The organism is Pseudomonas sp. St386 (assembly GCF_018325865.1).
In the GTDB taxonomy this organism is placed as follows: domain Bacteria; phylum Pseudomonadota; class Gammaproteobacteria; order Pseudomonadales; family Pseudomonadaceae; genus Aquipseudomonas; species Aquipseudomonas brassicacearum.
Map to the genome: position 1 here is coordinate 978,020 of NZ_AP021900.1, position 25,331 is coordinate 1,003,350.

Sequence of the window (25,331 nt, forward strand, 5' to 3'; positions counted from 1 at the left end):
TTTGACATCACTTGAAGCGGTGAACGTTCGACAGTTGCTTGTTGACGCTGAAGTTCTTGCGATAAATCAGCGCCATCTTGCCGATGACCTGTACCAGGTCTGCCTTGCCGGTCTTGCACAGTTCGGCAACGGCAGCCAGGCGGGCTTCGCGGTCGAGGATGTTGAGCTTGATCTTGATCAGCTCGTGATCGCTCAAGGCGCGCTCCAGTTCGGCGAGTACACCTTCAGTCAAACCGTTGTCAGCCACAGTCAAAACCGGTTTCAGATGGTGGCCAATGGATTTGTATTGTTTCTTCTGCTCTTGAGTGAGCGGCATAATCTGACCCCTGCGTCTGATCTTGTAAAAAGCGGCGGCCAGTTTACCCGAGCAAGTCCGGGACCGCCCACTTAATCACGACCCGTTTTATTTTTGAGGTGGCCCGTGGCCCGTTCCAAGACAAGTCTTAAATGGCTGCAAGAGCATTTCAACGACCCATTCGTGAAAATGGCGCAAAAAGACGGGTATCGTTCCCGTGCCAGCTACAAGCTGCTGGAGATTCAGGAAAGAGACCGTCTGATCCGTCCAGGCATGAGCGTGATCGACTTGGGCGCCGCCCCGGGTGGCTGGTCCCAAGTGACCAGTCGTCTGATTGGTGGGCAAGGCACACTGATCGCTTCCGATATCCTGGAAATGGACAGCATCCCGGATGTGACCTTCATTCAGGGCGACTTTACCGAGGACGCCGTACTGGCGCAGATCCTTGAAGCGGTTGGAAAAAACGAGGTGGACCTTGTGATTTCCGATATGGCCCCCAATATGAGTGGATTGGCATCTGTTGATATGCCGCGATCGATGTTCCTGTGCGAGTTGGCACTGGATCTTGCGACTCGGGTGTTGAAGCCAGGTGGTGATTTTTTGATCAAGGTCTTCCAGGGTGAAGGCTTCGACGAATACCACAAAAGCGTGCGCAAGCAGTTCGAGAAGGTCACGACGCGCAAGCCGAAATCATCGCGTGATCGCTCCCGTGAGCAGTACCTGCTGGGCCGTGGTTTCCGTGGTCGCAGTGAGGAATAAGAGGTTTTTCGACCGGGGCGATAGGTTTTTCGTATTTCGTCCCGTGAGCATTAGCGAATATTGTGTAGAAAGTGTTTCACAAAGGGTTACAGACGGCGCCTGCCAGAGTCGTAGGTAATGTAGTAAGTTAGGCCGGTGAATATCATGCGAAGCGCGCGCCAGTAGCGGAGCTTGCTTCAGAGGGTAGTTAATTGAACGATATGGCAAAGAATCTGATCCTGTGGTTGATCATCGCCGCTGTCCTTGTGACCGTGATGAACAACTTCTCCAGCCCTAACGAGCCGCAGACCCTCAACTATTCCGACTTCATCCAGCAGGTCAAGGATGGCAAGGTCGAGCGCGTAGCCGTTGATGGCTATGTGATTACCGGTAAGCGCACCGATGGCGACAGCTTCAAGACCATTCGCCCGGCAATCCAGGACAATGGCCTGATCGGCGACCTGGTGGACAACCATGTCGTGGTCGAAGGCAAGCAGCCTGAGCAGCAAAGCATCTGGACCCAGCTCCTGGTCGCCAGCTTCCCGATCCTGGTGATCATCGCCGTGTTCATGTTCTTCATGCGCCAGATGCAGGGCGGCGGTGGAGGCAAGGGCGGGCCGATGAGCTTTGGCAAGAGCAAGGCCCGGCTGCTTTCCGAAGACCAGGTGAAAACCACCCTGGCCGACGTCGCGGGTTGCGACGAAGCCAAGGAAGAAGTCGGCGAGCTGGTTGAGTTCCTGCGTGATCCGGGCAAGTTCCAACGCCTGGGCGGTCGTATCCCGCGCGGCGTACTGATGGTAGGCCCGCCAGGTACTGGTAAAACCTTGCTGGCCAAGGCGATTGCCGGTGAAGCCAAGGTGCCGTTCTTCACGATTTCCGGTTCCGACTTCGTCGAGATGTTCGTCGGCGTGGGCGCCAGTCGTGTTCGCGACATGTTCGAGCAGGCCAAGAAACACGCGCCATGCATCATCTTCATCGACGAAATCGACGCCGTCGGTCGCCACCGTGGTGCCGGCATGGGTGGCGGTCACGATGAGCGTGAACAGACCCTCAACCAGTTGCTGGTCGAGATGGACGGTTTCGAAATGAACGACGGCATCATCGTGATTGCCGCCACCAACCGTCCTGACGTGCTCGACCCCGCGCTGTTGCGTCCAGGTCGTTTCGACCGCCAGGTCGTGGTGGGGCTGCCGGACATTCGTGGCCGCGAGCAGATCCTCAAGGTTCATATGCGCAAGGTGCCAATGGGTGACGACGTCGCCCCGGCAGTCATTGCGCGTGGTACGCCGGGCTTTTCCGGTGCCGACCTTGCGAACCTGGTCAACGAGGCGTCGCTGTTCGCTGCTCGTACCGGCAAGCGCGTCGTGGAAATGAAGGAATTCGAGCTGGCCAAGGACAAGATCATGATGGGCGCAGAGCGCAAATCCATGGTCATGTCGGAGAAAGAAAAGCAGAACACTGCGTATCACGAGGCGGGTCACGCGATCGTCGGTCGTGTCGTGCCTGAGCATGATCCGGTCTACAAGGTCTCGATCATTCCGCGCGGTCGCGCCCTGGGCGTGACCATGTTCCTGCCGGAAGAGGATCGCTACAGCCTGTCCAAGCGTGCATTGATCAGTCAGATCTGTTCGTTGTACGGCGGTCGTATCGCTGAAGAGATGACGCTGGGCTTCGACGGTGTGACCACTGGCGCGTCCAACGACATCATGCGTGCCAGTCAGATCGCCCGAAATATGGTCACCAAGTGGGGCCTGTCCGAGAAGTTGGGGCCGCTGATGTATGCCGAAGAAGAGGGAGAAGTATTCCTCGGTCGTGGTGGCGGTGGCCAGCATGCAAGCTTCTCTGGCGAAACGGCCAAGCTGATCGATTCCGAAGTGCGCAGCATCATCGACCAGTGTTACGGCACAGCCCGGCAGATTCTCACGGACAACCGTGACAAGCTCGATGCCATGGCCGATGCCCTGATGAAGTATGAAACCATCGATGCCGAGCAGATCGACGACATCATGGCGGGTCGCGTACCTCGCGAGCCTCGTGACTGGTCGGGTGGTACTGGCACCTCCGGTACACCTCCGGCTGTACAGGGTGAGCGTCCGGAAACACCGATTGGCGGTCCGGCCGCTGATGTCTAAGGCTTGAAATGACTTCTGTTCAGTCCTCGACCCGGTTGCCTTGCGGCAACCGGGTTCTTGATTTGGCCCATGCGCATGTCATGGGCATTCTCAATGTCACGCCTGATTCCTTTTCCGATGGTGGTCGATTCAGCCAGCTCGATGCTGCGCTGCGGCACGCCGAGGCCATGGTGGTCGCGGGCGCAACGCTGATTGATGTGGGTGGTGAATCGACCCGGCCGGGCGCGCGTGCGGTCTCGCCGACCGAAGAGCTGGAGCGAGTGGCGCCGATTGTCGAGCGTATCCATCGCGAACTTGATGTCATTATCTCCGTCGATACGTCCACGCCTGCGGTCATGCGTGAGACTGCGCGACTGGGGGCGGGCTTGATCAATGATGTTCGATCCCTGCGGCGCGATGGTGCCCTGGACGCTGCGGCGGCCACCGGGTTGCCGGTGTGCCTGATGCATATGCTCGGCGAGCCGGGGACCATGCAGAATGACCCGCACTATGATGATGTGACCAGGGAGGTGGGTGAATTCCTGGTGGAGCGTCTGGACCAGTGTGTCGCCGCGGGCATTCCCGCCGAGCGGATCATCCTTGACCCTGGGTTCGGCTTTGCCAAGACGCTGGCTCACAACCTGAGCCTGTTCAAACATATGGAAGCCTTGCATGCCTTGGGGCGGCCCCTGTTGGTTGGGGTCTCGCGAAAGAGCATGATAGGCAATGCCTTGGGCCGCCCGGTGGGCGAACGCCTGTATGGCGGTCTCGCGCTGGCTGCCTTGGCCCTTGCCAAGGGCGCGCGTATATTGCGCGTGCACGATGTAGCCGAAACGATGGATGTCGTGCGGATGATCGCAGCTGTGGATTCAGCCGAATAAGAATGACGGAGCACTTATGAGCAAGAAATACTTTGGCACCGACGGGATTCGTGGTCGGGTCGGCGAATACCCTATTACCCCTGATTTCATGCTCAAGCTCGGCTGGGCGGCCGGCATGGCGTTCCGCAAAATGGGCGCTTGCAAGGTGCTGGTCGGCAAGGACACGCGAATTTCCGGCTACATGTTCGAATCGGCACTCGAGGCCGGCCTGACGTCGGCGGGTGCCGATGTGATGCTGCTGGGCCCGATGCCGACGCCAGCCATTGCCTACCTGACGCGTACGTTCCAGGCCCAGGCAGGCATCGTGATCAGTGCCTCGCACAACCCTCATGATGACAACGGCATCAAGTTCTTCTCCGGCCAGGGTACCAAGCTGCCGGATGATATCGAGCTGATGATCGAAGAGCTGCTGGACACGCCGATGACTGTGGTTGAGTCGAGCAAGATCGGCAAAGTGTCGCGGATCAACGATGCATCGGGTCGCTACATCGAGTTCTGCAAAGGCAGTGTGCCGACCGGTACCAGCTTTTCCGGCCTGAAAGTCGTCGTCGATTGCGCCCACGGGGCAACCTATAAAGTTGCGCCGAGCGTCTTTCGCGAGCTGGGCGCCGAGGTGGTGGTACTCTCCGCCCAGCCTAATGGCCTGAACATCAACCATAACTGTGGCTCCACCCATACCGAGGCGTTACAGGCCGCGGTGCTGGCTGAGCAGGCCGATCTCGGGATCGCCTTCGATGGCGACGGTGATCGGGTCTTGATGGTCGATCACACCGGCACGGTCGTCGATGGTGACGAGCTGCTGTTCATCATTGCCCGTGACCTGCATGGGCGCGGCAAGCTGCAGGGCGGCGTGGTTGGTACGTTGATGAGCAACCTTGGGCTTGAACTGGCCCTGGCGGACCTGGATATTCCGTTCGTGCGGGCTAACGTGGGTGACCGCTATGTGATCTCGGAGCTGCTGGAGCGCAACTGGGTGATCGGGGGCGAGAACTCCGGCCACATCGTGTGCTTCGACCATACCACCACAGGTGATGCGATCATTGCAGCCCTGCAAGTGCTGATGGCGCTCAAGGCGCGTAACGAAGGCCTCGCGCAGTCGCGCCAGGCATTGCGCAAATGCCCGCAAGTGTTGATCAACGTGCGTTTCGGTGGCGGTGTAAATCCTCTCGAGCATGCGAAGGTCAAGCAGGCCAGTGAGCATGTGACACAGGCGATGGCGGGGCGTGGGCGTGTGTTGTTGCGCAAGTCCGGCACAGAGCCTTTGGTGCGTGTCATGGTCGAAGGGGAGGATGAAGCGCAAGTTCGCGGTTATGCCGAAGAGCTGGCAAAACTGGTTACTGAAGTTTCTGCCTGAATTCGGCTTGCCAGTCATGAATCGGTTGGGTAACATCTGCGCCCACTTTGACCGACGAGGTACAGCATGCGTCGCCCTATGGTAGCTGGTAACTGGAAGATGCACGGTACCCGCGCCAGCGTCGCTGAGCTGATCAATGGCCTTCGTCATCTGGCCTTGCCAAGCGGTGTTGATGTTGCGGTATTCCCGCCTTGCCTGTTTATCAATCAAGTGATTGATGGCTTGAAAGGCAAATCGATTTCGGTCGGTGCGCAGAATTCTGCGGTGGAATCCATGCAAGGTGCGCTGACTGGTGAAATTGCGCCGAGTCAGTTGCTGGATGCAGGTTGCTCCCTGGTCCTGGTCGGGCATTCCGAGCGCCGCCAGATCATGGGCGAGCAGGACAAGACCTTGATCCGCAAGTTTGCTGCGGCCCAGGGCTGTGGTCTGATTCCGGTGTTGTGCGTAGGGGAAACCCTCGAGCAGCGTGAAGCCGGCAAGACCCTTGAAGTTGTCGGGCGTCAGCTGGGCAGCATCATCGAAGAGCTGGGTGTCGGTGCTTTTGCAAAGGCAATCATTGCTTACGAGCCAGTCTGGGCCATTGGCACCGGGCTGACTGCTTCGCCGCAACAGGCGCAGGATGTGCACGCAGCCATCCGCGCACAGTTGGCGGCAGAGAATTCTGAAGTGGCACGAGGTGTGCGGCTTCTATACGGCGGCAGCGTGAAGGCGGCCAATGCGGTCGAACTGTTCGGCATGCCGGATATCGATGGGGGGCTCATTGGTGGAGCGTCCCTGAATGCAGATGAGTTCGGTGCGATTTGTCGCGCCGCGGGAAACTGAAAAAATGCTGGAAACAGTCGTAGTCGTTTTTCATCTGCTGGGTGCACTGGGCGTAGTTGCTCTCGTATTGCTGCAGCAGGGTAAAGGTGCGGATGCTGGTGCGTCTTTCGGTGCAGGTGCTTCAAATACTGTGTTCGGAAGCCAAGGTTCCTCTACCTTTCTTAGTAAGTTTACTGCTATACTTGCCGCCGGTTTCTTCATGACCAGCTTAGGGTTAGGTTACTTTGCTAAAGAGAAAGCTCATGAGCTGACTCAAGTAGGTTTGCCAAACCCAGCGGTACTGGAAGCGCCAAAGCAACAGCCGGCTTCTGATGATGTCCCGGTGCTTCAAGAGCAAAAGTCGGCCAACCCGGCGACTGACGTACCTCCAGCTCAAGAGCAGAAGTAAGAAGGTTTCAAACGCTGTATTGCCGAGGTGGTGGAATTGGTAGACACGCAACCTTGAGGTGGTTGTGCCCATAGGGTGTAGGGGTTCGAGTCCCCTTCTCGGTACCAATTATCAGGAGAGCCCGCGATTGCGGGCTTTCTTGTAGGTGGAAGGGTTACATTGACCCTGTAAGGGATCGGTCGTATACTTCCGCCCCAGCTTTGTCGCGGGATGGAGCAGTCTGGTAGCTCGTCGGGCTCATAACCCGAAGGTCGTCGGTTCAAATCCGGCTCCCGCAACCAGTTTCAGGGGCCCCTTCCAAGGGGCTTTTTGTTAGCTGGACACTTTATAACGCCGCTGTTCGACGGCGTTTCAGGGATGGGCGATTCGCCCATTTTTTTTTATTTGCACAGCATGCACAAACATGCACGAGGGGGTTCAGGTGTCGAGCAAGCTAGAACAGTTGCAGGCCTTGTTGGCCCCGGTGGTCGTGGCCCTTGGCTATGAATGCTGGGGTATTGAGTTCTCGGCTCAAGGTCGCCACTCACTGTTGCGCGTTTATATCGATAAGGAAGGCGGCGTGTTGGTGGATGATTGCGCCATCGTCAGCCGTCAGATCAGCGGTGTACTGGATGTTGAAGATCCAATCACCTCCGAATACACCCTTGAAGTTTCCTCGCCTGGCATGGAGCGCCCCCTGTTCACACTTGAACAGTTCGCTTCGTTTGCCGGTGAACAAGTGAAGATCAAGCTGCGCTCGCCTTTCGAAGGTCGACGCAACTTCCAAGGCCTTCTGCGCGGTGTAGAAGAGCAGGACGTCGTGGTGCAGGTAGATGACCATGAGTTCCTGTTGCCGATCGATATGATCGACAAGGCCAACATTATTCCCAGTTTTGACTGATACGTGCCAGATACTGCGGATCCCGCGGATCCAATGGCTTGCGAAAGGCGAGGCGTACGATGAGCAAAGAAGTACTGCTGGTTGTTGAGTCGGTATCCAATGAAAAGGGCGTACCGGCTAACGTTATTTTTGAAGCGCTGGAGCTGGCTCTGGCCACTGCTACCAAGAAGCGGTTTGAAGACGAAGTTGATTTGCGTGTGGAAATCAATCGCCACACCGGTGCCTACGAGACTTTCCGTCGCTGGACGGTGGTCGAGGAAGCCGACCTGGATGATCCGGCTATCGAAACCTGGCCGAGCAAGGTTGCAGAAACGCATCCGGGCGCCAAGGTTGGTGATGTAGTAGAAGAAAAAATCGAGTCCATCGAGTTCGGTCGCATCGCTGCACAGACTGCCAAGCAGGTTATTGTGCAGAAAGTTCGCGAAGCCGAGCGCGCGCAAGTCGTCGACGCTTATCGCGAGCGCCTGGGGGAAATCATCTCCGGCACCGTGAAAAAAGTGACCCGCGACAACGTGATCGTCGACCTGGGCAACAACGCCGAAGCGTTGCTGGCTCGCGAAGACATCATCTCTCGCGAAACTTTCCGGGTTGGCGTGCGTTTGCGTGCGCTGCTCAAGGAAATCCGCACCGAGAACCGCGGCCCGCAGCTGATCCTGTCGCGTACCGCGCCGGAAATGCTGATCGAGTTGTTCCGCATCGAAGTGCCGGAAATTGCTGAAGGCCTGATCGAAGTCATGGCCGCCTCCCGTGATCCGGGATCGCGTGCCAAGATCGCGGTCCGCTCCAAGGACAAGCGCATCGACCCGCAAGGCGCCTGCATCGGCATGCGTGGTTCGCGTGTCCAGGCCGTATCCGGCGAGTTGGGCGGCGAGCGCGTGGACATCGTCCTGTGGGACGACAACCCGGCTCAGTTCGTGATCAATGCCATGTCGCCTGCTGAAGTGGCGGCAATTATCGTCGACGAAGATGCCCACGCCATGGACATCGCCGTTGGCGCAGACAATCTGGCTCAGGCCATCGGTCGCGGTGGTCAGAACGTGCGTCTGGCCAGCCAGTTGACTGGCTGGACCCTGAACGTGATGACCGAATCGGACATCCAGGCTAAACAGCAAGCTGAAACCGGCGACATCCTGCGCAACTTCATCGACGAGCTTGAAGTCGATGAAGAGCTGGCGCAGGTGCTGGTGGATGAAGGCTTTACCAGCCTGGAAGAGATTGCCTACGTACCGGTGGAGGAAATGCTCAACATCGACGGCTTTGACGAGGAGATCGTCAACGAGCTTCGCGCTCGGGCCAAGGATCGTTTGTTGACCAAAGCCATCGCTACTGAGGAAAAGCTGGCAGACGCCCATCCGGCCGAAGACCTGCTCTCGCTTGAGGGCATGGACAAGGATTTGGCGATGGAACTGGCGGTGCGCGGCGTAATTACCCGCGAAGACCTGGCCGAGCAGTCTATTGACGATCTGCTCGACATCGACGGCATTGACGATGATCGTGCCGGCAAGTTGATCATGGCCGCCCGAGCCCACTGGTTCGAGTAATTAGGCGCGGCCTGAGGAGAGAAGTGCATGACGCAAGTCACGGTGAAACAACTGGCCGATGAGGTCAAAACACCGGTAGAGCGCCTGTTGCAGCAGATGCGTGAGGCAGGTCTGCCGCACACCGCCGCCGAGGAACATGTGACCGACAGTGAGAAGCAGTCCCTGCTGACTCACCTGAAGAGCAGTCACAAGGCGAAAGTGGAAGAACCGCGCAAGATCACTCTGCAGCGTAAAACCACCAGCACCCTGCGTGTTGCCGGTAGCAAAAGCATCAGCGTTGAAGTACGCAAGAAGAAAGTCTTCGTACAGCGCAGCCCGGAAGAAATCGAAGCCGAGCGCAAACGCGAACAGGAAGAACGTCGCGCAGTAGAAAATGCTGCTCGTCAGAAGGCTGAAGAAGAAGCCAAGCGTCGCGCCGAAGAAGAAGCGCGTCGCCAGCCTGCTGCTGCGCAAGCTGCTCCGGTAGAAGCCGTCGAGGCTGTTGCCCCGGTAGCCGAACCTGTGCGCGAAGCTGCTCCAGTCGTGGCTGCGGCTGCGGCTCCAGCCGATACTCGCAAGCGCGACGAACAGCGTCGTCCGGACAAACCACGTGCCGACGACAACCGTCGTGGCAGTGGCGATGGCGAGCGCAAGAACGCGCCTCATCGTGCTTCGGTCAAGGAAAAGGCACCAGCGCCACGCGTTGCACCACGTACCACCGACGAGGAAAGCGATGGCTTCCGTCGTGGCGGTCGCGGCAAGGCCAAGCTGAAGAAGCGCAACGCCCACGGTTTCCAGAGCCCTACCGGCCCTGTCGTGCGTGAAGTGAAGATCGGCGAGACCATCACTGTGGGCGATCTGGCCCAGCAGATGTCGGTCAAGGCTGCTGAAATCATCAAGTTCATGTTCAAGCTGGGTACGCCAGCCACCATCAACCAGGTACTGGACCAGGAAACTGCCCAACTGGTTGCTGAAGAGCTGGGCCACAAAGTGACCCTGGTCAGCGACACCGCCCTGGAAGATTCCCTGGCCGAGTCCCTGAAGTTTGAAGGTGAGGCGGTTTCCCGTGCTCCGGTCGTGACCGTCATGGGTCACGTTGACCACGGTAAAACGTCCCTGCTCGACTATATTCGTCGTGCGAAGGTTGCGGCAGGTGAGGCTGGCGGCATTACCCAGCACATCGGCGCTTACCACGTTGAAACCGACCGCGGCATGGTGACGTTCCTCGACACCCCGGGTCACGCCGCGTTTACCGCGATGCGTGCCCGTGGTGCCAAGGCGACCGACATCGTGATCCTGGTGGTTGCAGCGGACGACGGCGTGATGCCGCAAACCATCGAAGCCGTTCAGCATGCCAAGGCAGCTGGCGTGCCGCTGGTGGTTGCGGTGAACAAGATCGACAAGCCGGGCGCCGATCTCGATCGCATCCGCAGCGAACTGTCGGTCCACGGCGTGACCTCCGAAGAGTGGGGTGGCGACACTCCATTCGTTCCGGTCTCGGCGAAGATGGGTACCGGCGTTGACGAACTGCTCGAAGCCGTTCTGTTGCAGGCCGAGGTTCTGGAACTGACCGCTACGCCTTCGGCTCCAGGCCGTGGTGTGGTCGTTGAATCGCGCCTCGACAAGGGCCGTGGCCCGGTTGCGACCGTCCTGGTTCAAGACGGTACCCTGCGCCAAGGCGACATGGTGCTGGTCGGTTCGAACTACGGCCGTGTACGTGCCATGCTCGACGAGAACGGCAAGTCCATCAAGGAAGCAGGTCCCGCTATCCCGGTCGAGATCCTCGGCCTGGACGGCACCCCGGATGCTGGCGACGAGATGAGCGTTGTGGCTGACGAGAAGAAAGCCCGTGAAGTGGCTCTGTTCCGTCAAGGCAAGTTCCGCGAAGTCAAACTGGCTCGTGCTCACGCTGGCAAGCTGGAAAACATCTTCGAGAACATGGGTCAGGAAGAGAAGAAGACGCTCAACATCGTCCTCAAATCCGACGTCCGTGGCTCGCTGGAAGCGTTGAACGGCGCCTTGAATGGCCTGGGTAACGACGAAGTGCAAGTGCGTGTGGTCGGTGGCGGTGTCGGTGGTATCACCGAATCCGACGCCAACCTGGCTCTGGCCTCCAACGCTGTACTGTTCGGCTTCAACGTGCGCGCCGATGCCGGCGCTCGCAAGATCGTCGAGCAGGAAGGCCTGGATATGCGTTACTACAACGTGATCTACGACATCATCGAAGACGTCAAGAAAGCGTTGACCGGTATGCTGGGCAGCGACGTCCGGGAGAACATCCTGGGTGTGGCCGAAGTTCGCGACGTGTTCCGTTCGCCGAAGTTTGGTGCCATCGCCGGTTGCATGGTGATCGAGGGTGTTGTTCACCGTAACCGTCCGATCCGTGTACTGCGTGAAGACATCGTGATCTTCGAAGGCGAGCTGGAATCCCTGCGCCGCTTCAAGGATGACGCTTCCGAAGTACGTGCCGGCATGGAATGCGGTATTGGCGTCAAGAGCTACAACGACGTCAAGGTCGGCGACAAGATCGAAGTCTTCGAGAAGGTCCAGGTTGCTCGCAGCCTCTGACTCGCGCACTTCAAGAGCTGCACCGGGTAGCCGCATTAACATGCGCTGCTTCGTTGGCAGACTCTAAACGCAACGCCCGGTCTGGCTTTTGCCAGGCCGGGCGTTTGCCGCTTTCAGACCTCGCGGGTTTCACCGTGGGGCAGTAACAGGTAACAAGACATGGCAAAAGAATACAGCCGTACCCAACGAATCGGCGATCAGATGCAGCGTGAGCTGGCCCAACTGATCCGTCGCGAAGTCAAAGACCCGCGCGTCGGCCTGGTCACCATTACCGCAGTGGAAGTCAGTCGTGACGTCGGTCATGCCAAGATTTTCATCACCGTGATGGGCCAGGATAGCGCCGAAGAAATCGCCCAGAGCATCAAGGTGCTCAACTCGGCCGCCGGCTTCCTGCGTATGCAGCTGGCCCGGGAGATGAAGCTGCGCAGCGTCCCACAGCTGCACTTCCACTATGACGAAAGCGTCGTGCGTGGTGCGCATCTGTCGGCCCTGATCGAACGCGCCGTGGCTGAAGACAGCCAGCATCCGGTTGCGGCTGAACCCGAAGACACCAAGGAGTAATCGGTGGCTCAGGTCAAACGTATCCGTCGTAACGTCAGCGGTATCATCCTGCTCGACAAGCCGCTGGGGTTCACGTCCAACGCGGCGTTGCAGAAGGTTCGCTGGCTGCTCAATGCCGAAAAGGCCGGGCATACCGGTAGCCTCGATCCGCTGGCCACCGGCGTGCTGCCGCTGTGCTTTGGCGAGGCGACCAAATTTTCCCAGTACCTGCTCGATTCCGACAAGGGCTATGAAACCCTGGCGCAACTGGGCAAGACCACCACCACGGCGGATGCCGAAGGTGAGGTTTTGCTCGAGCGCCCGGTGACCGTTGGTCAGGCTGATATCGAAGCCGTGCTGCCAGCTTTTCGTGGGCAAATCAGTCAGATACCGCCGATGTACTCGGCTCTGAAGCGTGATGGCCAGCCCTTGTATAAACTGGCCCGGGCAGGCGAAGTAGTGGAGCGCGAGCCGCGTTCTGTTACTATTGCGCGCTTGGAATTGCTGGCCTTTGACGGTAATACTGCGCGGCTGGCCGTGGATTGCAGCAAGGGCACCTATATCCGGACCCTGGTGGAGGATATTGGTGAACAGCTCGGCTGTGGCGCGTACGTGGCAGAATTGCGACGGACCCAGGCCGGGCCTTTCACGTTGGCCCAGACGGTCACGCTGGAAGAGCTTGAAGCGGTACATGCCGAAGGCGGCAACGAAGCGGTCGACCGTTTCCTGATGCCATCGGACAGCGGCTTGCTGGATTGGCCGCTGTTGCAGTTCTCGGAACACAGTGCGTTCTACTGGCTCAACGGCCAGCCGGTACGTGCCCCGGATGCGCCGAAGTTCGGCATGGTCCGGGTGCAGGATCATAACGGTCGCTTCATCGGTATCGGTGAAGTGAGCGAAGACGGGCGTATTGCGCCGCGTCGACTGATTCGGTCGGAATGACCGGAACCAGCCTGCGTAACAGCAGGTTGGCGAGTGTGGCTGTTAACAGGCACGGTCACTACTCATTTATAGATACAGGGATTTGTCCCTGGCCTGTTGAAGCTGTTTCCTTGAAACAGTTTCCTGACTAAAAGGATTGCCTCATGGCTCTCGACGTTCAAGAAAAAGCTCAAATCGTAGCTGACTACCAGCAAGCTGTTGGTGACACTGGTTCGCCAGAAGTGCAAGTTGCACTGCTGACCCACAACATCAACAAACTGCAAGGTCACTTCAAGGCCAACGGTAAAGATCACCACTCCCGTCGTGGTCTGATCCGCATGGTAAACCAGCGTCGTAAGCTGCTGGACTACCTGAAAGGCAAGGACGTGAGCCGTTACAGCGCTCTGATCGCTCGCCTGGGTCTGCGTCGCTAATCAGCGATTGCGCTAGAGGTTGGTGGTCTGTCGTACGTCAGTGGGTTTCCCGCTGGCGCATGGCAGGCTCCCAGCCTCAAGTTTTATCTGGATACACGTTTTACCCTGGACAGACGTCGGGCCGATTCCCGCCATTGCCCAAGAATTTCGCAAGAAGACAAGTTCCCCAAGAGCCACAAAGAAGGTAGGACACCGTGAACCCGGTAATCAAAAAATTCCAGTTCGGTCAGTCGACCGTTACCCTCGAGACTGGCCGTATCGCCCGTCAGGCCTCCGGCGCAGTGCTGGTCACCGTTGACGACGACGTCAGCGTATTGGTGACCGTTGTCGGTGCCAAGCAAGCCGATCCAGGCAAGGGCTTCTTCCCTCTGTCTGTTCACTACCAGGAAAAGACTTACGCTGCCGGTAAGATCCCTGGCGGTTTCTTCAAGCGCGAAGGCCGTCCTTCCGAGAAAGAAACCCTGACTTCCCGACTGATCGACCGTCCGATCCGTCCGCTGTTCCCAGAAGGCTTCATGAACGAAGTGCAGGTTGTCTGCACCGTCGTCTCCACCAGCAAGAAAACCGATCCGGACATCGCTGCGATGATCGGTACCTCGGCTGCCCTGGCGATCTCCGGCATTCCTTTCGATGGCCCGATCGGTGCTGCCCGCGTTGCGTTCCACGAAAGCACCGGCTACCTGCTGAACCCGACCTACGAGCAACTGAAGGCTTCGAGCCTGGACATGGTCGTGGCCGGTACTTCCGAAGCCGTGCTGATGGTTGAATCCGAAGCCAAAGAGCTGACCGAAGACCAGATGCTGGGCGCCGTGCTGTTCGCCCACGACGAGTTCCAGGTGGTGATCAACGCCGTCAAGGAACTGGCCGCCGAAGCCGCCAAGCCAACCTGGACCTGGGCTCCGCAAGCCGAAGCCACCGAGCTGCTGGGCGCGATCCGTGCCGAGTTCGGCGAAGCGATCTCCCAGGCCTACACCATCACCGTCAAGGCCGACCGTTATGCGCGCCTGGGCGAGCTGAAAGACCAGGTCGTTGCCAAGCTGTCCGGCGAAGAAGGCCAGCCATCGGCCAGCGACGTCAAGGCCGCTTTCGGTGAAATCGAATACCGCACCGTTCGCGAAAACATCGTCAACGGCAAGCCGCGTATCGACGGTCGCGACACCCGTACCGTACGTCCGCTGAACATCGAAGTCGGCGTTCTGCCAAAGACCCACGGTTCGGCACTGTTCACCCGTGGCGAAACCCAGGCGCTGGTCGTTGCAACATTGGGCACCGCCCGTGACGCGCAACTGCTGGACACCCTGGAAGGCGAGAAGAAAGACCCGTTCATGCTGCACTACAACTTCCCTCCGTTCTCGGTGGGCGAGTGTGGTCGCATGGGTGGCGCCGGTCGCCGCGAAATCGGTCACGGCCGTCTGGCCCGTCGTTCGGTCCAGGCCATGCTGCCTGCCGCTGACGTGTTCCCGTACACCATCCGCGTGGTATCGGAAATCACCGAGTCCAACGGTTCGAGCTCGATGGCTTCGGTCTGCGGCGCTTCCCTGGCCCTGATGGACGCCGGTGTGCCGATGAAGGCTCCGGTTGCCGGTATCGCCATGGGTCTGGTCAAAGAGGGCGAGAAATTCGCCGTCCTGACCGACATCCTGGGTGACGAAGACCACTTGGGCGACATGGACTTCAAAGTGGCCGGTACCGCCAAAGGCGTCACCGCACTGCAGATGGACATCAAGATCAAGGGCATCACCGAAGAGATCATGGAAATCGCCCTGGGCCAGGCCCTGGAAGCGCGCCTGAACATCCTCGGTCAGATGAACCAGATCATCGGTCAGTCCCGTACCGAACTGTCGGAAAACGCTCCGACCATGATCGCGATGAAAATCGACACCGACAAAATCCGTGATGTCATCGGTAAAGGCGGCGCGACCATCCGTGCGATCTGTGAAGAAACCAAGGCTTCGATCGACATCGAAGACGACGGTTCGATCAAGATCTTCGGCGAAACCAAGGAAGCGGCAGAAGCAGCACGCCAGCGCGTCCTGGGTATCACCGCAGAAGCCGAGATCGGCAAGATCTACGTCGGCAAGGTTGAGCGCATCGTCGACTTCGGCGCGTTCGTCAACATCCTGCCGGGCAAGGACGGTCTGGTTCACATCTCCATGCTGAGCGATGCTCGCGTCGAGAAAGTGACCGACATCCTCAAAGAAGGCCAGGAAGTGGAAGTGCTGGTACTGGACGTGGACAACCGCGGCCGTATCAAGCTGTCCATCAAGGACGTCGCAGCAGCCAAGGCATCGGGCGTTTAATCACCCCTTCGCCTGACCGCTGAACAAGCAAACGCCCCGACTGGTTCGGGGCGTTTTGCTGTGTGGTGAAAATCCCTGTGTCGCGGGTTGCCTGGCCACAGGGGACGATGCTAGGTTTAGCCACCGCCCGTGTAGCTCAGTCGGTAGAGCAGCGCACTCGTAACGCGAAGGTCGCAGGTTCGATTCCTGTCTCGGGCACCAAACATACTTCCAGCAGATCCCAATGGGTTCCGCAAACACCGACAAGCCGCCGGCCATGGCGGCTTTTTAGTTCCGATGAGTTCCGAGCAATACCTGTACGTTCCGAGAAGAAATAGTACATCATCCAGCACATCTTAATTTCGAGTGACAAGGTGATGTACTAAATGCCCCTCACGGACACAGCAGTTCGCCAGGCCAAGCCGGCAGACAAGGCGTACACCATCACGGATGGCAGCGGGCTTTCCCTGCACATCGCCACCAACGGAACCAAGGCGTGGCACTTCCGGTTTTCCTGGCATGGCAAGCAGGCGCGGATATCCCTCGGCACCTACCCAGAGATCGGCCTGCGCGATGCCAGGGAGCGGCGGGACCAGTCGCGGGCACTGGTAGCCAAAGGTATCGATCCACGCATTGAGCGCCGGCAGGCGAAGGCAGAGGCAGCCGTGCGGCATGAGAATACCTTTGAGGCCGTGGCGAACCGCTGGCACGCCTTCAAGGTCCCGCGCTGGGCAAAGTCCATGAAGGGGGCCGCCGTACAGTCCAGGCTCTATCTGGAAAAGGACTTGATCCCGGAGATCGGGAAATATCCGTTGGACCAGATCAAGCGGGCGGACGTGCTGAGGGCTATGCGCCGGATCGAGAGGCGCGGGGCCCTGAACTCAGCCAAGAAGTGCCGTTCCTGGCTCAACGAGATATTCCGGTACGGGATGGCCGAGGGCCTGATAGATATCAACCCTGCCTCCGACCTGGACATCGTCGCCATGCCGGAGCCGCCGGTGCAGCACAACCCCTTCTTGAAGATGCATGAACTGAAAGACTTTCTCAGGACGCTGCGCAATGACAGTTGCGCTAGTTACGTGCGCAGCGCTATCAGGCTGCTGCTGTTGACGGGCGTACGTACGATCGAGCTGCGCACCGCGACCGTCGATCAATTCGATTTCGACAATGCACTGTGGGCGATACCGGCGGGGGTTGTGAAGCAACTGCAGAAGAGGGTAAGGACGCAAAGCGGGGAGATTCCTGCATACCTGGTCCCGCTTTCGCGGCAGGCAGTGGAAGAGGCGAAGCGCGTGCACCAGATGACCGGGGGCTACCGCTTGCTTATCGCGGGTCGCAATGACCCGCGCAAGCCAATAAGCAATGCCACAGTCAACGCAGCTATTTCACGCATGGGATACAAGGGCAGGCTCACGGGCCACGGGATCCGCGCCACGATATCAACCGCCTTGAATGAGAAGGGATATAACGAAAAGTGGATCGACGCTCAGCTGTCACACATAGGCGACTCGTACAACCATGCTGAGTTTGTGGAGCAGAGGCGGGGGATGATGCAGGACTGGGCCGATTACCTAGATTCGTTGGAGTCCGGCGACTGACCGCGAGCCGCCACCAGCTTGTCTCTATTCCATTGCAGAACCTCGGACTTCACCCAGGCTACGGCCCGGCCGCCCAGCTTTACCTGTTTTGGGAAGCGGCCATCACTGGCCATGTCGTAGATGGTGCTTTGGCTCAGGCCTACCAGCTCAATGACCTTGGGTAGCCTCATGTATTCGACCGGCGCATCCTGCGGGTCGTCGTTGCGTGCGGTGTTCATAGGATTACCTCTCCATGCCGTTGTCGGAATAAATTTTTAGTGAAGTGTCACGCTGTCCTGCCCAACGGCAACCTGGCGTGCCTGTTGTTCTGTGCGGAAGGACATGTGCTGCTTGATGCCGCCGCAGTCGGCGATGACCCACCAATAGCCGCCGAAGCGGTGTGGGCCTTTGATGATTTTGGTGATGGTCACGGTGCGATCCTGGCCGCGCTCGGCGGCAGTGACGTGGCGACCCCGCTACGGGCGCGCCTTCTGGATGATGGGGATGGCCTTCTCGATGATGTAGATGACGATACAGCTGGTGGCGGCGAGCCAGACCATCGAGCCGAAGCCGGCGGTGATCAGGGCAGCGTCCGAGCCCTGCTCGACCATTTCCGGCATCGCGTAGACGAACCAGAGCAGCGTGATGAGCAGGTACAGCAGGGCGCTGATCAGAACTTCAAACAGCTTTTTTGCTGACATAGGAATTCCTCGCCCGCCGTTCACCGGCAGGCTGTAGGTGTATTGGGGTTAAGCCGCTGGTGCTGAATCGTGAAACACGTCCATCTGTGCTGCGCCGTCGAGCCAGGCCGCCGCGATCCGGCGCTCAGCCATGGCGGCGTATTCCGGATTGAGTTCGCAGAGGATCGACTTGCGACCCTCCTGCATGGCGACCACCGCCGTGGTACCGGCGCCGCCGAACGGGTCGAGCACCACGCCGCCGCGGGGGGCCCCGGCCAGAATGCAGGGCCTTATCAGATCGGGCGGGAAGGTGGCGAAGTGGGCCTCCTTGAACGCATGTGTCGCTACTGTCCACACGCTGCGCTTGTTGCGTGTCTCGATGTCCCACGAGCTTTCCTCGCGGTCAGGCCGGTGCGTACCTTTGGCCTGGCCTGGAATCGTTTGCTCTCGCTTCGAGTCATCGCGCTTGAAACTGTCGCGCCTGGAGCGCTCGGCGCCGTCCTTGTGAAAAGCGCCGTGGCCACCGTCGCCGGTTGAGGTATCCCAGCCGGTCGGTACCGTAACTCTTGACCGGTTGCGGGCCTTTGCATCGGTACCATGACCCCAGCCGACTCCGTTGTTCGGCGGCACCGTGTTTCCCGTCGAGGTGCGCTTGCCGCCTTCCGCGTTGTCGAAGGTGGCGCCGTTGACATAGGCGCCGCCCCTGAATCCATTGGCACTGCCTTTGCCAGTGAGATTGGCGGGCTCCCGAATCGCATCGCTGTCGTAGTGGTACCGACGCGACTTGCTGAGCAAGAACAGATACTCATGGGCCTTGGTGCACCGGTCCCGCGTCGACTCAGGCATCGGGTTTGGCTTGTGCCAGATGATGTCCTGTCGCAGATACCAGCCATCATCCTGTAGGGCGAAGGCCAGGCGCCACGGCATGCCCATCAGGTCCTTCGGCTTGTACTCGGCATGAGTGGTGGCTTTCGACTTCCGTTGCGAGGCCATCACCTGGCGCTGGCTGATCGTTGAGACTCCGACGCCCATGTCATCGCGCCCGTGCGCACCCCAGCTTCCGGCGTAACTGTCACCCATGTTCACCCAGGCGGTACCGTCGTCACGAAGCACTCGGCGCACTTCCCGGAACACTTCGACCAGGCGGGTGATGAACTCGGCCGGCGTTTCCTCCAGGCCAATCTGGCCGTCGACCCCGTAGTCCCGCAACCCATAGTAGGGCGGGCTGGTAACGCAGCACTGCACTGACTGATCCGGCAAGGTCCGCATCATGTCGATGCAGTCGCCGACTAGTATGCGGTGTTGTTCTGTCATGGCCTCGGCCCCCTGTATATGAGCCAGGCCATGTAGAGCAGGGGGAGGATCATGGCGTCACCAGTTCGTCAGGGATCTCGAAGAAACCGAGCTGGCCCTTGCACGGCGTGAAGGGCAGTGGCTCCGGGTCGCGCAGGACAAGCGCCTTCTCGCCCATGTACCATGGCGATTCGCTGGTATTGAGGCTATCGACCAGGTCAACCGAGCCGACGATGCCACCGCGCTGCAGCTCTTCAAAACGCGGAAGGTTGACGCCGAGCGGGCCAGCAACCCAGCTCGCCGAGTTGTACTCGCCACGGGTCATGCCTTGGGCAGCGTGAACCAGGAATCGGCCACGGTGCTTCGTGTGCCAGGTCCGGTTTTCGACGTCCTTGCCGCCGTGGATGATCAGCCAGGCCCAGGGCTGGCGAATGGATAGGGCTTTCATCGGCAACACTTTTCCTTGCCGCTATAGCGGCTGACTTTGAAGGGGGAGGGGTTACTGCTTGATTGGGTTTAGGTGGGCTATTTCGTCGAGGCAGGCGTTCCAGCCAACGCAGTACCAATACTCCTTGTTCAGTTTCAACGGATCCATGCGCTCAGGCAGCACCACCGCTACCGGCGCGGGCTGCTCGGCGTAGAGCGGCTTCCAGTCGATGTAATCTTCGCGAGGCCAAAGTATCCGAAGCCCCTCGACCACCTTTCCCTCCCTTACGTCTTTTAGGTTGTCGCTTTCCATCTGTACCAACTGGCCCAGGCACTCGCCACCCTCGCGGCGGTACATCCACGCCACCGGCTCGACCTGGCCCTTGCCTGCTTCCAAGTCCGCAATCCTCTGTGCCTGCTGGGCGATGGTAGCCTCCATTGCGATGCGGTCACCGTTGGCGCGGAGGGTTTCGATCAGGGCTGGCGCGTGCTTCGCCCCTGGCGCATACAACGTGTAACCGTCCAAGTTAACGATCACACCATTCATGGTTTGCGTGACAGGATTTTGAGAACCATTCCCGTGAATTGTCACGCCCATCATGCTTACCCGGTCAACCCCTGCCGGTAGAAAGCTTTTTACATCTTTAGAGATAGTCACCCAGCCGCCTTGCAAATCACCGCGACCCTTGTCGGCTGGCGCGGATTGGTTGTGGTGCTGTTCGTGCCATTCCTCGGGAACGAGATCGATGAGCTTATCGAAGTCCGTGCGGTATAGCGTAACTTGACCGGTCTGGGCGTCTTCTTCGGAATCGTCCAGTGCGTGGTGTACCGCGTCTTTGAGGGTATCGAGCTCTTCCAGAGCATTGGCAAGTTCAGCTTGTAACAGCTCGACGTGATCCCGGGCAAATTCAGCCATCCACACGCTAATGTCGTTTGACAAGGGAGTCCCGTCAATGAACCGCTTCCAAATGCACTTGCTTTCGACAATTGTTTGGGCTTCTCGCATCAGATCAGCAAGCCCAACGCGTACCCCGCCAGCAGGCGGCACAGGGTTAGCGAGGGCGGCGCGCAACGCCTCCAGGTCCTCAGGATAGAACAGTGCGCCTTGGTCGATAGTAGCGGCGATGCGCTCGGCTGCAGCGTGGTCCAGATTGATTGTTTTATTGGTCATGGCTTAACCCTCTTCGCCGCAGCAGTCTGGGCAGTCTTTTACGAAACCGCCGTGGATGTTGCCGGGTACGGTTTTCTTATCGAGGCAAAGCAAGCAGTTAGGCTCAGCCTCGGAGGCGGGGTTGAGGGCTGCTCGTAGCTGCGCGGACTGGCTTTCGCGCACGCAGGCCTTGATCCTGTTCTTCAGGTCGTCGTGTAAAAGGCCGAACACCCCGAGACAGCTGATCGACTGCAGCAGGTCATCACGTACCGCAAGCAATCCCTTCAAATCGTCCTCCCGCTGATCCTGCACCGTGAGGCGCTGCTGTAGGGCCAGGTTCTCGGCGGACACGCGGTCGAATTCAGAGGCCAGGACTACCTGCTCTCTTCCATAGCCATACGGCCCGACAGGCCATAACACGCTTATACGCTTCACGCTTTCCATACACCCTCCTGGGGCTTGACGCTCGCCACGCACAGGCCGGCGGCGATCAGTAAATTGATGAGTACCCAGCCCGCAAAGAACCACTCCATCACAACCTCCGGCCCTTGTAGGCAGAATGCATAAACAGGTAATTGCCTCGATCATCCTGGATGACCGTCCACTGCTCGCTGGTCAGGCGGGCCATGAGCTCGCTGAATCGGTATTGGCGGATCACGATGATTTTCCTTGCCGGGGCATGCCCGGGCGGTGGAGTGGGGGAGTTATGCGGCTTCGGCCTGACGCTCTGCTGCGCGCCATGGATCGTTTGCCCGGGCGAGTGCTGCCATCGGCGGCGGGCTGACGCTGTTGCCGCACATGTGAACCTGCTGGGTCTTGGTGAATGGCTTGCCGTCGGCGCCGTGGCTGATGACGTAGTCGGCGGGGAAGCCCTGGGCCTTGTACAGCTCGGATGGCTTCAGCATGCGCAGGCAGATGTCGACGATGACATACGGCGTGCCCTTGACCATCACTGTGACCATAGCCAAGCGATCCTTGGTGGTGATCGTCGGCAATGGCGCATCGCAAGCGCTGATGTTCTCGGTGCCGTAGTAGCTGATCAGGAAGGCCGCGACGCGAAGGGCGCCGTCTTCATGCTCTGGCGACAGCTTGTAATGCAGCAATGCATGATGCTCAGCGCCGGCGGTCATGGTCGGTACTGGCTCATCTACTCCGCGACCAATGCAGTTCCGGCGCAGGGTGGCTAGGCTGGCGCTCACCAACTGCTGCTGGCTGCCGGTGTTGGTCACCGTGGTCAGAGGCTCGTCCATGCCCTTTGCAAACGTGGTGTTGAAGCCTCCGTTCATCTGCGCCATGAAGACCGTGGATATCCCCATAGCGTGAGCCGCGCCGGCAGGGCGCTGGTAGTTGCCGCCGCTGGTGATGGTCGGCAGCGGTTCGTCGAGCGCTTTGCCTGCGTCGTTGAATCTGAACTTCACAAGGTGCGCCGCGGCGATCGCGCGATGGTTCTGCGTCATCAGCGTTCCGGCTGGCTGATCGGCTGTCGTGGGCTTGCCGCTGTATTCAGGGCCGCCCGCTCCGACCATCACTGGGCTGATCAGCGTCAGCTCGCCGCGGTTGGCGCACGTCACGGTGGGTAGCGGCTCCATGGGGTCGTTAACCCTGACGCTTCCCTGGTGTGTGGCGGGTGCGATGACGGGGCTTGCCATGGCGAACGAGCCGCCGCGAGGCCAACTGGTAATGGTTCGCAGAGGTTCGTCGGACGATTGCACTGCCTCCCCAGACCAGTTCGCGATGGGCACAATGAACGGCGCCGGGTTGTCGATGACGAACTTCTTCATGCCCTTGGCAACGCGTCGAAGGGTGGCTGGCGCCAAGTCCTTCTTACGGCCGAAGATGCTTTTGCCCAGGTCGCTGAAGTCGATACAGTCGGCGGCGGTCTTCCACTTCTGCTGGCCTTTGACCGGGTTCTTCGCGTGGGTTGGCTCCGGCCACACGATCGGCTGGCCATCGCACCGGGCAATCATGAACAGGCGTTCCCGGCTGGTTGGGGCGCCGAAGTCGCAGGCTTTGATCACGCGCCATTCGACGGCATAGCCCAGGCGCTTCAGCTCGGCGACGAACACAGCCCAGGTCTGCCCGCGGCGTTTCGGGTCAGGCACCAGGAACTGCTGGTGGACAGGAACCACCTCGCCAGGCTCAGCGATATCGCCGCCCAGTTTCACAACGCGGCCGGTAACCTTGCAGCGCTTGGCGATCAGCGGACCCCATTGAAGGATCTGCTTCACGTTCTCCAGGCTGATCACGCGGGGCATTTTCTTGCCGGCCCACTTGAGGCCGATCCACGACAGGTTGCGGATCTCGCGCTTGCGCGGCTGGCCGCCGGCGGCCTGGCTGTGGTGCGTGCAGTCCGGTGACATGTGGAACCAGCCAACTGCCTTGCCGCCGCACTCGGTGTCTGGGTCACCGTCGAACACATCCGTGGTGTAGTGCACCGCGCCCGGGTGATTCACGGTGTGCATGCTGATGGCCTGCGGGCTGTGGTTTTTGGCCACGTTCACCGTTCGGCCCAGGCCCATTTCCAGCCCGGTACCGGCACCGCCGCCACCGCAGAAGAAGTCGACTACGATCTCGTCATCCTGAGGGTTGAAGCCGAGTCCGTATTGGGTTTTGAAATCGAATGGGTGTTTCTTCTGTTGTGCGGACATAGGGGATCCTCGCCGGTTGGCGTGATTCGAGTTTGTGGGATTACTTCTTCGGGTAGGTCTTGGTCAGCGCACCATTGACGACGTGGCCGCGCTTCAACACGACGCGAGCCAGGGCACCCCGGTCCTTCTCGCTGTGGCTGGCCTGGCTGAGCAGGCCGAAGTAGCTGTTGGCGGTTTCGCGCAGGTCCTCGGCGGGCGCTGCGGCTGTTCGCTTCAGTGCCTGGGCCAACGACCGCTTCCTGGTTGTGCGCCGCCAGGGCTTGATGACATGGCCGACGAAGTCGACGCCGCGATCCACAGTTTGAAGAATCGTTTTCTTCGGGTTCAACTTGGCGCCCAGGCTGGGCAGGAAGGCTTCCACCTCTGCCAGCCAGGCGTTGAGTTGTTGCGGCGACTCATGCAGGAACACGAAGTCATCGACGTACCGGACGTAGTGCTTGGCGCGGAGCTGGTGTTTGGCGAACTGGTCGAGCGCGTCGAGATAGACGTTGGCGAAGAACTGCGATGACAGGTTGCCGATCGGCAGGCCGAGATGCGCCGGCTGCGCGGTGAGCCGCTTGTGCTGAGGCACTCGGTTGAACAGGTGCGGCGCGCTGCGCAGCACGTAGTCTTCGCGCGGGTCGTGCATCAGGATCGTTTCGGCCAGTGCCAACCACCAAGGCTCGGTGATTTTCTTGGCCAATTGCTGGCGCAGCACCTGCTTATCGATCGCGACGAAGAAGTTGGCCAGGTCGCACTTGAGGTAGAAGATCGGCTTCGACCAGTTCTCGCTGGCGCTGCGGATCTTCGATTCAAGGCGCTGGGCGGCGTACAGCGTGCCGCGCCCTGGGATGCATGCGCAACTGTCCGCTATGAAGCTGGCGTAGAAGCGCGGTGCCACATGGTTGTACAGCAGGTGGTGGACGACGCGGTCCCGAAAGGCTGCCGCCCAGACTTCCCGGGCTTTCGGTCGGGTGACCACGAAGCAAATGGAGCGGCCTGGCCGGTAAGTGCCGGCGGTCAGGTCGTTGTGCAGCTCGATCAGGTTCCGCTCCAGGTCCATTTCGAAAGCCAGCGCGCTGTCGCTGTTGCGCTTGGAGCGTCGGCAGTCGTAATAGGCCTGGACCAGATCGCTGAACGGGTATGGACCAACGTTCGAATCTGCGGACGGGGCGGACGCGGAGCTCGTTGTTCTTGTCGTTGTTGTTCTGATTGCCATCATCGAAGTTCATGTTGAATGCGTTGTTGGCGGAGCGCTGCGACCTATCGTGCTATCTACGTCACCAAGCCGAAGGCAGAGCCGATCAGCGAGGCAACTGCGCGAGACCTACACGGACGCTTTAGACCGGCGGTATCTCTTGTGCGCATGGCGGTGACCCAGAGGTCAGCGGCACGACCAGATTCAATTCGCACAGACCTGAAAGCCGTGGCTCTCAGATGGCGGGCGCGGTTGGGGTGGAGCGTTTCCAGGCGTTGGCCTGTTTGCCAATTGAGGTGGTGACCTCGATAGCCTTGGCATGCTGCGGGACGCTAATAAACCGGCTGTCCTTGAAAAGCCGCATCAGGAACTCGATCACCTGGACCTTCTCGACCAGCACGATCAGGTGAGGGCGTTTGTCCCGCGTTGCATTGGCCCGGGCGATCAGCATCAAGACATCAATGCATTCATCGATCACCCGTTTGCCGAGCGATTGCTTCAGGTCGCGAGGGATGTTCCGGGTCAGGTTGGTTGCCATGTGCAGAAGGCCCATGGCGGCGGTATAGATCGACAGATCAGTGTGCATTCCCATTGCAGTGTTTCTCCATTTACAGCCGCCGGCCGCAAGCGGCCGGATTAAATAAGCGAA

Annotated in this window: 26 protein-coding genes and 3 tRNA genes; 17 read left to right on the top strand and 12 right to left on the bottom strand. The window is 59.5% G+C overall.

The genetic code is table 11. The annotated features are described in order from the left end of the window. Positions 1–7 precede the first annotated feature (7 nt). Positions 8–316: a YhbY family RNA-binding protein gene (locus tag KI235_RS04115; RefSeq protein WP_003197704.1), complete on the bottom strand. Its 309-nt coding sequence runs from the start codon at positions 314–316 to the stop codon at positions 8–10. A 105-nt stretch (positions 317–421) separates the two neighbouring features. Here KI235_RS04115 and rlmE point away from each other — a divergent pair, with 105 nt between their 5' ends. The 17 genes from rlmE (at position 422) to KI235_RS04200 (ending at position 17,329) form a co-directional block, all read left to right on the top strand. Beyond that, on the top strand, positions 422–1,054 hold the full coding sequence (gene rlmE / locus KI235_RS04120; protein ID WP_003177853.1) for a 23S rRNA (uridine(2552)-2'-O)-methyltransferase RlmE: 633 nt from the start codon (positions 422–424) through the stop codon (positions 1,052–1,054). A 200-nt stretch (positions 1,055–1,254) separates the two neighbouring features. After that, positions 1,255–3,165: an ATP-dependent zinc metalloprotease FtsH gene (gene ftsH, locus KI235_RS04125; protein WP_013692252.1), complete on the top strand. Its 1,911-nt coding sequence runs from the start codon at positions 1,255–1,257 to the stop codon at positions 3,163–3,165. 8 nt (positions 3,166–3,173) lie between these two features. Beyond that, entirely contained in the window at positions 3,174–4,025 is an 852-nt protein-coding gene (gene folP, locus KI235_RS04130) for a dihydropteroate synthase (RefSeq protein WP_003197708.1), read from the top strand. A gap of 16 nt (positions 4,026–4,041) precedes the next feature. Beyond that, on the top strand, positions 4,042–5,379 hold the full coding sequence (glmM, locus tag KI235_RS04135) for a phosphoglucosamine mutase (protein WP_003197710.1): 1,338 nt from the start codon (positions 4,042–4,044) through the stop codon (positions 5,377–5,379). A 66-nt stretch (positions 5,380–5,445) separates the two neighbouring features. After that, complete coding sequence (gene tpiA / locus KI235_RS04140; protein ID WP_212795515.1) at positions 5,446–6,201, top strand: triose-phosphate isomerase; 756 nt, start codon at positions 5,446–5,448, stop codon at positions 6,199–6,201. A 4-nt stretch (positions 6,202–6,205) separates the two neighbouring features. Beyond that, positions 6,206–6,589 carry a preprotein translocase subunit SecG gene (gene secG / locus KI235_RS04145; RefSeq protein WP_003197714.1) on the top strand — a complete coding sequence of 128 codons (384 nt, stop codon included), beginning with the start codon at positions 6,206–6,208 and terminating at the stop codon, positions 6,587–6,589. 21 nt (positions 6,590–6,610) lie between these two features. Further along, a tRNA-Leu gene (locus KI235_RS04150) sits at positions 6,611–6,696 on the top strand. A gap of 97 nt (positions 6,697–6,793) precedes the next feature. Then, a tRNA-Met gene (locus KI235_RS04155) sits at positions 6,794–6,870 on the top strand. 140 nt (positions 6,871–7,010) lie between these two features. Then, a complete protein-coding gene (rimP, locus tag KI235_RS04160; RefSeq protein WP_013692254.1) occupies positions 7,011–7,469 on the top strand; it encodes a ribosome maturation factor RimP in 459 nt (152 codons plus the stop codon). 59 nt (positions 7,470–7,528) lie between these two features. Then, positions 7,529–9,010, top strand: coding sequence for a transcription termination factor NusA (gene nusA, locus KI235_RS04165; RefSeq protein ID WP_003197716.1), 1,482 nt, complete (start codon positions 7,529–7,531; stop codon positions 9,008–9,010). 27 nt (positions 9,011–9,037) lie between these two features. After that, complete coding sequence (infB, locus tag KI235_RS04170) at positions 9,038–11,557, top strand: translation initiation factor IF-2 (RefSeq protein WP_003197719.1); 2,520 nt, start codon at positions 9,038–9,040, stop codon at positions 11,555–11,557. 159 nt (positions 11,558–11,716) lie between these two features. Beyond that, a complete protein-coding gene (gene rbfA, locus KI235_RS04175) occupies positions 11,717–12,118 on the top strand; it encodes a 30S ribosome-binding factor RbfA (RefSeq protein ID WP_003177871.1) in 402 nt (133 codons plus the stop codon). A gap of 3 nt (positions 12,119–12,121) precedes the next feature. Next, on the top strand, positions 12,122–13,039 hold the full coding sequence (gene truB, locus KI235_RS04180; protein ID WP_003197722.1) for a tRNA pseudouridine(55) synthase TruB: 918 nt from the start codon (positions 12,122–12,124) through the stop codon (positions 13,037–13,039). A 143-nt stretch (positions 13,040–13,182) separates the two neighbouring features. Then, entirely contained in the window at positions 13,183–13,452 is a 270-nt protein-coding gene (gene rpsO, locus KI235_RS04185; protein WP_003197723.1) for a 30S ribosomal protein S15, read from the top strand. Between the two features lie 194 nt (positions 13,453–13,646). After that, positions 13,647–15,752: a polyribonucleotide nucleotidyltransferase gene (pnp, locus tag KI235_RS04190; RefSeq protein ID WP_003197725.1), complete on the top strand. Its 2,106-nt coding sequence runs from the start codon at positions 13,647–13,649 to the stop codon at positions 15,750–15,752. 125 nt (positions 15,753–15,877) lie between these two features. Continuing rightward, positions 15,878–15,953 (top strand) — tRNA-Thr (locus KI235_RS04195). Between the two features lie 164 nt (positions 15,954–16,117). Further along, positions 16,118–17,329 (top strand): integrase arm-type DNA-binding domain-containing protein, encoded by a 1,212-nt coding sequence (locus KI235_RS04200; RefSeq protein WP_212795516.1) that lies wholly within the window; start codon positions 16,118–16,120, stop codon positions 17,327–17,329. On the opposite strand, the gene KI235_RS04205 is transcribed toward KI235_RS04200, so the two are convergent. The 11 genes from KI235_RS04205 to KI235_RS04250 all read right to left on the bottom strand — a co-directional run bounded on the left by KI235_RS04205 (position 17,299) and on the right by KI235_RS04250 (position 25,274). Continuing rightward, complete coding sequence (locus KI235_RS04205; protein ID WP_212795517.1) at positions 17,299–17,547, bottom strand: AlpA family transcriptional regulator; 249 nt, start codon at positions 17,545–17,547, stop codon at positions 17,299–17,301. The genes KI235_RS04200 and KI235_RS04205 overlap by 31 nt on opposite strands. A 36-nt stretch (positions 17,548–17,583) precedes the next feature. Continuing rightward, on the bottom strand, positions 17,584–17,739 hold the full coding sequence (locus KI235_RS04210) for a hypothetical protein (protein ID WP_212795518.1): 156 nt from the start codon (positions 17,737–17,739) through the stop codon (positions 17,584–17,586). 45 nt (positions 17,740–17,784) lie between these two features. After that, positions 17,785–18,009 carry a hypothetical protein gene (locus KI235_RS04215; RefSeq protein WP_212795519.1) on the bottom strand — a complete coding sequence of 75 codons (225 nt, stop codon included), beginning with the start codon at positions 18,007–18,009 and terminating at the stop codon, positions 17,785–17,787. Between the two features lie 48 nt (positions 18,010–18,057). After that, positions 18,058–19,302 (bottom strand): site-specific DNA-methyltransferase, encoded by a 1,245-nt coding sequence (locus KI235_RS04220; protein WP_244864281.1) that lies wholly within the window; start codon positions 19,300–19,302, stop codon positions 18,058–18,060. Between the two features lie 49 nt (positions 19,303–19,351). Further along, on the bottom strand, positions 19,352–19,729 hold the full coding sequence (locus tag KI235_RS04225; RefSeq protein WP_212795520.1) for an ASCH domain-containing protein: 378 nt from the start codon (positions 19,727–19,729) through the stop codon (positions 19,352–19,354). Positions 19,730–19,780: 51 nt separating this feature from the next. After that, positions 19,781–20,878, bottom strand: coding sequence for a hypothetical protein (locus tag KI235_RS04230; protein WP_212795521.1), 1,098 nt, complete (start codon positions 20,876–20,878; stop codon positions 19,781–19,783). Between the two features lie 3 nt (positions 20,879–20,881). After that, the gene (locus KI235_RS04235) at positions 20,882–21,301 is read right to left on the bottom strand and encodes a hypothetical protein (protein WP_212795522.1); all 420 of its coding nucleotides are present in this window, start codon (positions 21,299–21,301) and stop codon (positions 20,882–20,884) included. A gap of 88 nt (positions 21,302–21,389) precedes the next feature. Next, positions 21,390–21,515 carry a hypothetical protein gene (locus KI235_RS30590; protein ID WP_280527335.1) on the bottom strand — a complete coding sequence of 42 codons (126 nt, stop codon included), beginning with the start codon at positions 21,513–21,515 and terminating at the stop codon, positions 21,390–21,392. A 46-nt stretch (positions 21,516–21,561) separates the two neighbouring features. After that, a complete protein-coding gene (locus KI235_RS04240; protein WP_212795523.1) occupies positions 21,562–23,505 on the bottom strand; it encodes a DNA cytosine methyltransferase in 1,944 nt (647 codons plus the stop codon). 40 nt (positions 23,506–23,545) lie between these two features. Next, complete coding sequence (locus KI235_RS04245) at positions 23,546–24,547, bottom strand: RNA-directed DNA polymerase (RefSeq protein WP_212795524.1); 1,002 nt, start codon at positions 24,545–24,547, stop codon at positions 23,546–23,548. 370 nt (positions 24,548–24,917) lie between these two features. After that, a complete protein-coding gene (locus KI235_RS04250; protein WP_212795525.1) occupies positions 24,918–25,274 on the bottom strand; it encodes a four helix bundle protein in 357 nt (118 codons plus the stop codon). Positions 25,275–25,331 lie beyond the last annotated feature (57 nt).